General features: G+C 49.0%; 8 protein-coding genes. 1 reads left to right on the top strand and 7 read right to left on the bottom strand.

Features of this window, described 5'->3' with window-relative positions; all coding sequences use genetic code 11:
• The 3 genes from AB7S66_RS09120 to AB7S66_RS09110 form a co-directional block, all read right to left on the bottom strand.
• On the bottom strand, positions 1-580 hold a 580-nt coding region (locus tag AB7S66_RS09120; protein ID WP_428519272.1), incomplete at its 3' end, for a YczE/YyaS/YitT family protein.
• 7 nt (positions 581-587) lie between these two features.
• On the bottom strand, positions 588-2,624 hold the full coding sequence (locus AB7S66_RS09115) for a hypothetical protein (protein ID WP_428519270.1): 2,037 nt from the start codon (positions 2,622-2,624) through the stop codon (positions 588-590).
• Positions 2,615-3,499, bottom strand: coding sequence for a glycoside hydrolase family 43 protein (locus AB7S66_RS09110; RefSeq protein WP_428519268.1), 885 nt, complete (start codon positions 3,497-3,499; stop codon positions 2,615-2,617). Before AB7S66_RS09110 ends, AB7S66_RS09115 begins: the two co-directional genes overlap by 10 nt.
• A gap of 110 nt (positions 3,500-3,609) precedes the next feature.
• On the opposite strand from AB7S66_RS09110, the gene AB7S66_RS09105 reads away from it, so the two are divergent.
• Complete coding sequence (locus AB7S66_RS09105) at positions 3,610-4,701, top strand: mechanosensitive ion channel family protein (protein WP_428519266.1); 1,092 nt, start codon at positions 3,610-3,612, stop codon at positions 4,699-4,701.
• On the opposite strand, the gene AB7S66_RS09100 is transcribed toward AB7S66_RS09105, so the two are convergent.
• The 4 genes from AB7S66_RS09100 to AB7S66_RS09085 all read right to left on the bottom strand — a co-directional run.
• Positions 4,686-4,958, bottom strand: a complete 273-nt coding sequence (locus tag AB7S66_RS09100) for a PG0541 family transporter-associated protein (protein ID WP_428519264.1) — start codon at positions 4,956-4,958, stop codon at positions 4,686-4,688. The genes AB7S66_RS09105 and AB7S66_RS09100 overlap by 16 nt on opposite strands.
• 1 nt (position 4,959) lies before the next feature.
• The gene (locus AB7S66_RS09095; protein ID WP_428519262.1) at positions 4,960-8,136 is read right to left on the bottom strand and encodes an efflux RND transporter permease subunit; all 3,177 of its coding nucleotides are present in this window, start codon (positions 8,134-8,136) and stop codon (positions 4,960-4,962) included.
• Positions 8,137-8,148: 12 nt separating this feature from the next.
• Positions 8,149-9,081, bottom strand: a complete 933-nt coding sequence (locus AB7S66_RS09090) for an efflux RND transporter periplasmic adaptor subunit (protein WP_428519260.1) — start codon at positions 9,079-9,081, stop codon at positions 8,149-8,151.
• On the bottom strand, positions 9,071-9,648 hold a 578-nt coding region (locus AB7S66_RS09085; protein ID WP_428519258.1), incomplete at its 5' end, for a TolC family protein. The genes AB7S66_RS09085 and AB7S66_RS09090, both read right to left, overlap by 11 nt.

The raw sequence follows: 9,648 nt of genomic DNA, 5'->3' as shown, positions 1-9,648 counted from the left end.
AGCGTAGGATGCTGAAGGTGATCTGGATACAGAACCCGATCATGACAGCACTGAGCAGGGTGCCCCATCCCAGCATGCCACCAAGGAGAAATCCAATCAGGGAGACAGCAATCTCCAGGATTCCACGACAGGTACCGGAGGACCATCCACTTTTCCTGGAGAGAAATACCATCAGGGAGTCACGTGGACCCGCACCATACCCAGAGGAGATATAGAGATAGGATGCAAAGGAGATGACAAACAGCCCGCCGATCATCTGCAGTGCGCCGATGGCAGGGTGCGATCGCTCAGGAAACAGCCCACTATCCAGCAAGACATTGATAAAAAGGCCGATGACCACCATATTGCTGATGGTCCCCACCCCTATCTTTTCTCCACCCAGGAGGACAATAAGACCAATCAAGATCCCAACGATAATCGTCATACTGCCTATCTTCATGGAAAACAGGGCTGACAGTCCGGCATGGAATACATCCCATGGGCTGTAGCCTATATGTGCCTGCATCGTCAGTACAATGCCAACCGCATAAGCAAACAAGCCAATGGATAGACGCACCAGGCGCCCCACTTCTTTTTTCATGCCACTCCTACCAAAACGTTTTCAAACCTTCCGCCTGTACTATCCACCCATCTTTTGGGAAACCAGGATGCGGAGTTTCACATCCCTGCCAACCGCCTGCCATCAGGGCAATGGCAAGCAGGAGCGCACCGTTACCAGGGAGGTAGAGAGGAAGGTCTTCCTTCGGTCTCTGGGCATTGTGCCCATTGGCAGTATAGGTGTTTTTCGGCGAGTCCATCAACAAGAGGTCAAGAGCCAATCCTGGTTTTCCCAACCTTGCTGCAGTCATGGCCATCAAGGGGAAGTCCCACCCCCATAGCTCATTGAGCTGCCACTTCTCCATAACGTTCATAAGGGAATGTTCCATGACTTTTTGGTCGACATCCCGCCCGTCCAGCAGACCAAGACTGAACAGGAAGGAGGGATGGTCGTAGGCATGGGTTGTGTAGGTATCAGGGCAGTTCTCTTGGGCAAGATAGAGCCCATCTTTCATCGGGAGAGGGGCAAGATTGTCCAAAACATGCTTCCATGTGGGATCAACCGGTTGCTCAAACTGTTTCATGAAATCCATGGCCTCAGAGAGCGCCCATCTCCAATAAGAGAGCTCGAATGTTGGATTGAGTGTTTTCTCAGGGTCATGGTTCTCCTGGACGGGAATTACCGGTGGGCCCAGTACATACGCTTTTCTCTTCGCATCCCAGATTACATAGTCCACCATGAAGTCAGCAGTTGCCCGAATAACAGGAACCCATGAAGACAGCATGTCTGACTCTGGATACGTTTTCCGCAGGAGAGAGCCGTAGAATATGGGATGTGGCTGTTGCCAGCAGAGCAAGGTACCAATGGCAGAGGGACTGTCATTTCCACTTGGGTCAGTCATCTTGGGCCATCGCCCACCCTTGTAGCCTTGGCTCTTGGCCCGTTCATATGCCCCAGGGAGAATATCCAGATAATAGGAAAGAGAACGTTCCAGCAACTCGCCCTGGCCAAAGAGGGCAAAGTGTGCAGCATGGAGGAGGTGCATCTCCAGATGGAACTTACCGTACCAACTGTTGCAGGTAAGCCCGGTCTCCGATGGAGGGGTATTCCCGCTGCACTGGATGGCAAGCAGATAGCGTGAGAGGATCATGCGTCGTTGTAATTCCTGTGCTCTTGGATCAGATGAAAGGGAAAGGTCAATAAAGGCACCATCCTGCCAGAAGGAGGCCCAGTGGAGAGTACAGGCATCAAGTGCTTGGCTGAAGTCCACTACTTCTTCCCTCTCCTTGCCATGTTGGAACAACACACCAACTTCCAGCAACTCGTGAGACGAAGAAACAATGAACTCATGTGCTGCTGTTTGCTGAAGAACGCTGGGCTTGCTTGCCAGTATTTGCACTTCATACTGCATCGTATCAACCGTTCGCTTGATGCAGTACCGGCCATCACCATACTCCACCAAAACACTTTGATGATTCCCAGGTTTTGTATAATCACTGGCGGTAATGTCATGGGATGGATAGGGAAAACGTAGGGAAAGATGCAATTTCCCTCTCTCAAGCAGTGGGGACTTTAGGCGAAAGGATAGTTGGTCTTGCTTCGGATGACAGAGGGTATGAACCTGTACAGGTTCATCTTCGACCATAAAGTCACTGGTAATAACCCCACTGTACAGATCCAGTTCCTGTGTGAAGGATTTACCCTTGTTGATGTCATATGGAACACTCGCTTGCAAACCAATATGAGCAAGATTGCATCGGTGTGGATTCACCCGGAGGTCATGAAAAAGCTCCTCTTGGGCGGTATCATCACTCATATAGCCGACAGTCCTCCCTGCATGTTCATACTGCTTCAGGATGAGCCGCTCGTAGTGCTTCTGCTCTTTTCCAGGGTAGTCGTGAAATCCCCAGCTGGACATGGTACACAGCGGTGTCTTTCCTTTTGTATGGGAAATCCTGCTCTGTGTCCCGGTACAGTCGACGGTATAGGCAAGGTTCCCATTTCCCACAGAGAGAAAGGAATCGGGGTCCCAAGCGTCTACCTTGGGATTCATCTCCTGGACCAGTCGCTTTCTCTCTATCGGCATGCAAGACCTCCCTCTGTTTCAGTAAGAGGAACAAAGAATGGTCGCTCATTCGGGGTCTTGTTCGGACTATGGTAGGTAAGATAGAGTTCCCCTTCAAAGGTCTGGAAAATCATTCCATGCCCACCATCACTGCTTACCAGTGGTTTGTCTACCTGCTTCCATGGGCCAAGGATAGTCCCACTTTCGCTGGTTGCATATCCCATTGCATAACCGGATGCAGCAACACTGGAGAAAAGCATCAAGAGCGTGCCTTTACTGGTTCTGTACAAAAACGGACCATCGGTCACTTTTGCATCAATCAACCCAGACCCATCCCTTCTGACCAGTGCTTTCGGCCAAGAAGCCTCTGAAGCCCTGAAAAGCAGTACAGGATCCCCAATTGGCGTACTGAGATCACTGCTCAATTTCCTGGCACATACCTCTCCATCATTGATCTGCACCCACTCATGGCAGAAGACAATCCAAGGCTGTGCTGCATCGTCAAGGAAGAAGGTACCGTCCAGACACTCCCACTCCAGCGGGGTGGCAGGAGCATCCGAAACAGGGAGAAACGGACCCATGGGAGATTCACTGACAAGGATGTGGGTACCGCGACGGTGCCCTTCTGCTGTGAATGTCGCAAAGAGATAGTACTTACCCTGGTAGGTGTGCACCTCTGGAGCCCAGAAGTTATGGGTTCCCCAGAAACCTTTTGTTGGGGTAAATACTGTGAAAGGACCGTCCCACTCATGCAAGTCAGAGCTACGGTACACTTCAAAGCTTACACCGGGTGCTTTCCATGGGTCCTTGTCAGTGGTCCCATAGAGGTAATAGGTCATGGCTTTCTTATCGGCAAGTACAAATGGGTCACGCATCTGTATATCATGTAGTTTCATCACACATACTCCTTGGTTTGTGTATGATTATACCTTACCAGGGCTCCCACACAAAGCAAGATTTCCTTTTTCATTTGTAAGGCAGGAAAAATCTGTCTATACTGGGATGTATGCAAACACTATTGGAATGGGAATATCTAAAAGCACTTTCGGTTATTGTCGTCGGTTCACTTATCTTATTGTTGGTGAACATCATCCTCAAACGTCGAATCCGCAAACTGGAGGCAAGGAAACAGGAAGGGAAGAAAACCATCAACCTCAATTTCATGCGGTTCTTCCAAAAAATTGCTGTTCCCTTGACCTTCCTCGGATTGCTGACCGTAGCGGTGGAGATGGTGGCATTTAATGATCAGATCCAGAACATCGTGAAGATAAGTTTCTCCATCATCATGACCTTCATCATTGTCCGTTCTCTCAATAAAACACTGGAGCTGGCATTCTCAAGGTATTTTGAACAAGATTGGGCGAATCATGATCGGGAAAAGAATCTAAAACCCTTGTTGTCACTGATCAAATTCATCTTCTGGATTATCGGAATCATCTTCCTGATGGCAAACCTCGGTCTCGATGTCTCCACTGCCCTCGCCGGCCTTGGCGTTGGAGGTATTGCCGTTGCCATTGCAGCCCAAGGGGTCCTAGGGGACCTCTTCAGCTACCTGGTCATTTTCTTTGATAAACCCTTTGAGTTGGGTGACTTCATCGTCTTTGGTGACAATGCAGGCGTGGTTGAACGGATTGGCATCAAATCGATCCGCATCAGGGTTCTCTCCGGTGAGCTGATGGTCATCACCAACTCCGACCTGACCGCTGCCCGCGTACACAACTACAAACAGATGCTCAGGCGTAGGGTTGTCTTCAAGATTGGTGTACTCTATGAGACCCCATCCGAGAAACTGGAGAAGATTCCCACCATCATCAAGGATATCATCGCCTCAGTACAGACCATTGAAGGCGTCATCTGTGATCGGTCCCACTTCTTTGCCTTCGGGGACTTCTCACTGAACTTTGAAACCGTCTACTACGTGCCAACCAATGATTATAACATCTATATGGATACCCAACAGGAGATCTATCTCAAACTTGTGAGGGCATTCAAGAAAGAAGGCATTGAGTTTGCCTACCCTACCCAATTGGTCTACACCAAAACAGGGGCAACCAGCTCTGTAAAAACAGAGTTGGTACCTCCTCAGATTACAAAGTAACCAATTCCCTCATGGTCATACTTCTTTTTCACCAGCTGTATGGCCTTTTCAATTTTCTCGAGGGTTGCATTCTCGCAGTACATGATCATGATAAAGTTCTCTTCCGGCCACACATCATCCCCAAGCTTGGGGATGGTGTTTCCTTTTCCGTGGGCAGTAGGAATGATCGTGTAGTGCATTGGTACTGCGTAGTGCTCAAATGCTTCCAGGACATCTTCCAGGATTGCCTGGGCTGCAATAATTTCCACTCTTCTCATCTCACTCCCCCTCTGCATAGTTTTCAATACTCTCTACATCCTGCTTCCGCTTATCGCGGTTGAAGAGTGCATAGAGCACCGGTGTGAAGAAAATGGTCATCAGTGTACTGATTGTCATTCCACCGATGATTGTTTGTCCGATAGGCTGGATCTGCTCTGCTCCTTGTCCCCCAAAGAAGGCAAGGGGAATCATACCGAAGATGGTGGTAAAGCTGGTCATGAGAATCGGCTTGAGGCGGTTGCCACCAGCCTCAATACAAGCCTCTTTGATCTTCATGCCTCGCCTTCTCAGCAGATTGATGTATTCAATCAATACAATACCGTTATTTACCACAATACCAGCCAATATGATCAGCCCGATTGCGCTGATCAAGCTGAATGTTTCTCCGGTTATCAGATAGATTCCAACAACACCGACAAGCATGAGCGGCATGGAGAGCAGGATAATGAATGGATTCCTAAATGATTCAAACAGGGATGCCATTACCCCGAAAACCAAGACGATCGCAAGAGCCAAGATCAGCCAGACCTGGCTGAACATCTGTGTCATGTCAGCAAAATCCCCACCGTATTCAATGAATACTTCATCTGAAAGTTGCAGGTTTTCGTCTATCAAGGCTTTAATGTCTGACTCAGCTTGGCTTACAGCGTAGGAATCTCTCAACCCTCCCAGCACATGGACCGTACGCATCTCATTCTCACGATTGATGGAAACAGGACCTGTGGCTCTCTCTATGGAGGCTACATTATCCAAGCTGATCTTCTCACCCATGGAATTGCGTACAAAGATACGCCTAAGGTCAAGCTCGCTGGAGCGGTCCTCATCCTGGAGGATGACCACCACATCTGTCTCACTCCCGTCATTCTTTAGCTGGGTAGCAGTAAGACCATTCACACTGTAGCTTATCTCATTGGCTATACTCTGCATGGTGAGATTGTATGCATAGGCACGTTCACGGTCGATAATCACCCTGAATTCAGGCAAGCCCTTGGTAAAGTCAGTGCGAACTTCCGTTATTCCCGGCAGATTCTCATCAATCAGGTCACGGATCTGCTCAGCGGTAGCGACTGCAAGATCCAGGTCGTCACTCTTCACCACTACATCAACCGGGTTGAGGTTCCCCAGTCCCATGGACATCTGGCTGAATGAGAATGAGGCAGATGGATAGAGCGGGAAGTATTGACGGAGCTTCTCCTGCACTTCCTGCATGGTGTCGGCTGATTTATCATCTGTAAGAGAAATCTGCAGGGATCCGCTGTTGCTTCCACTTCCACCTAACATTCCACCGCCTCCACCGAACATACCACCGCCTCCGACGGTCACAATCAGGTCCTTGTAGCCGACAATATCCTGCTTTGCCTTTGCTTCCAAATCACGAAGAAGACTCTCAGTCGTTTCAAGGGTTGTTCCCTCAGGAAGTGTTACGCTCACGGTGACAGAAGTTTCGCTCATGGTCGGATAGAGACTTTGATGCATCGCACCAAAGGCTTGGAAGGTCAGTACCATGATCAGTACCACCAGCAGCAACGTAAGCCAGCGGTAATCAATGAGAAGCGAGAGCACTCGCTTGTATCCACGGTCCAGAGCCTCGAAGGCATCCTCTGCCTTGTCATCAATGAAGCGAAGTACACGGAAGCGAAGCGGCTTTTGTTTTCGGGTATAGATCTTCACATAGCTGCTGGAGAGGACAGGAATCAAGGTAATGGAGACAATCAAGGAAGCAAGCAGACTGATGATGATGGTTCCAGCCATTGGGGTAATCATCTCCCCAAGCATCTCAAGATTACTTCTCAGCAGAACCATCGGGACAAATACACACACTGTGGTCAAGGTGGAGGCAACGATGGAGACAATCATTTCCTTGGTACCAAGGATTGCTGCTGCATCCAGTTTAGACCCTCGTTCGCGATAGCGGAAAATATTTTCCAGAACAACGATGGAACTGTCTACCGTCATGCCCAGCCCAAGGATAAGCCCGGTCAAGGTCATCAGGTTCAGTGAATAGCCCAAAAAGAACATGGAAAGTACGGTAAGGAGCATGGATATTGGTATTGCCACTCCAATAATGAGCGTCGACTTAATACTCCTAAGGAATATAAAGAGGACGACCATGACCAGAATCACTCCGTAGAACAATGATTCATACACTGCATTGATGGTGGATTCAACCATTGTAGAGGTATCCACAATGACTTCCAGGCTCAGGTCATCAGGAAGCTCATTATTCAACTGGTCTATGAGTTCATGGACCCGCTGGGCAACTTGCACCGTATTTGCATCAGATTCCTTCGAGACAGAGAGGTATACCCCTGGTTCCCCATTGATGTACACCTGGCTTGTTGCATCGCGGAATGCATAGGATACAGTTGCCAAATCCTTAAGGCGGATAACACTCGATCCTGTTACATTGCCGGTATTGTCATAGCGCGGGATGCTCATGATCACGACATTCTCAATCTCTTCGAGGGATGAGAACTCTGCATCGGTCCTGAGCAAGTAAGAAATGTCACCCTCCACCAGGGTACCCGCTCCAATCTGCACATTCTGTGGGCTCAATGCAAAGGAGACCTGGCTCAGGGTTACCCCATACGCTTCCAACCTGTTCTGGTCAATTGCAACCTGCACAATGGCATCCTGACCACCATTGATTGATGTGGTGGAAACCCCACTAACCCGGTCGATCTGGTTCTGGATGACATCCTCCATCAAGGCCCTGAGCTCATTGGCATCCTTACCACTGGAACTGCGTAGGGCGATATTCATCACCGGCACCATGTTGGTATTCAGCTTGAAGATGGTTGGCTGACTTGCATCATCGGGGAAGAAATCTGCTACCAAGTTAAGGTTGTCATTGATAGATTGGCTAGCCTTGTCCAAGTCCGTTCCGTAGGCGAATTCCAGCATGACCATGCTTATCCCCTCAGATGAGGTGGAACTGATGGTCTTTATTCCCCCGACATTGGAAACAGCACTTTCAATGGGTTTGGTTACCCTACTCTCCATGGTCTCGGGACTTGCACCTCTGTAGGAGGAGTAGACAATGACCATGGGAAGATCCATTTCCGGAAACAGTTCCACTGCAAGATTGGGAAAGACAACCAACGCAAGCACTGTCAGCAGTACATAGATGACAATGATGGTAGTCGGTCGTCGTACAACGGTATTGGTTACATTCATGAATAGACCCTCCTATTGAACAATGCGCACAACAGCGCCATCGTTGAGGAGGCTCTGTCCCTGAATGACCAAACGATCACCTATCTCCAATCCTGAGACAATCTGTACCGCATCAGATACCTGCATGCCGATCTCCACGTTCCTCCTATGTGCCACATTGTTCGAGTCAACCACATATACATAGCTCTGGGCACCTGCATAGAGAAGTGAAGAACGAGGAACAACCAATACATCCTCAAGATGTTCAGTATGGAGTTCCACCGCAGGGAACATACCACTCTTGACCTGTTTCTCAGGGTCATCCACGGTTATCCCGATTTCCAAGGTTCTGGTCGCGGGATTGAGAACCGGGCTGAGACGAGTTACCGTACCAGTGAATATTTTCCCAGGAAAAGCCTTGAACGAAAGCCTGGCCTTGGTACCAATTTCCACTGAACCGATATTCCGCTCAGCGATGGACATGACAACCTCCAACTCCTCAAGCATACCCAAGCGTGCAATGGGTGCCTGAGCGGTTACCATCGCTCCTTGTACGAAAGGAAGAGCAAGTACCGTTCCAGAGGCGGGAGCCTTGATGATGCTCTCCTTAAACACCATCCCAGCACGGGATGGATCAACAGTCCCTATAATTTGGTCCTTTTCAACCTCTTCGCCGACGCTCACCAAGAGAGAGGTAAGGGTCCCCGCAACCTCAGGATAGACATCAATCGAACTGGGATCGATTACATTACCATTTCCTTGGATTACGTTTTGCAAGTTCCGTGGCTCGAGCGCTTGTACGATAACCGAGACGGTTGCGTCCTCCACTACCTCGGGTTCACTTGCTTTCTGCTTCTCGATAAGTCCGGCAAAAGGATTGATGACAATGACAGCAGTCGCTGCAAGGATCAAGATGACGAGTACACTTACCTCGACAATGCGTTTTTTTGATGTATTAGAATTCATGGGATAGATTAAACTCCTTCATTGGAATATTCAGATCGTAGAGTAGGTCGATAAGGGCACTGATGTATTGGTACTGCACACCAAGCACTCCTTGTTTTGCGCGCATAAGGTTATTTCTCGATTCTTCAAGACCCACGAAATCCAAGTATCCACTGTCGTATTGGATAACCTGTGCTTCATAGAGCCTTTCACTCACTGCCAAGCTTTGCTCGGCAAGGTCTGCTTGCAGGGCGAGCATATTCAGATTCTGTACCTGGGAGATGACACTCACTTCCATCTGCTGAAGCGCCTGCTGACGCTGCAAGGCAAGTTTATCAAGTGAGTCATCCAGGGAAGCAAGTCCTACCTGGGTACGTGAGTTGGGGATGAATCCATCAAGGGGAAGTGCTACACTCACCGAGTAAGAGAAGCTGTCGCTGAATGTATTACTGTAATTATCATTCCATCCAGAAATCCCATAATTCCCTTGCAGGCTGAGGGATGGGGTGAATGCCTGTTTCCTGTTCAGTTCTTTCTGTTTCTCGATCTGTGCAAGATTCAGATCCAACAAGGTGATGGAATAGCTCT

It is taken from the genome of Sphaerochaeta sp., assembly GCF_050178175.1.
Taxonomy (GTDB): Bacteria; Spirochaetota; Spirochaetia; order Sphaerochaetales; family Sphaerochaetaceae; genus Sphaerochaeta.
This window is presented reverse-complemented; position numbering and strand designations above follow the sequence as displayed.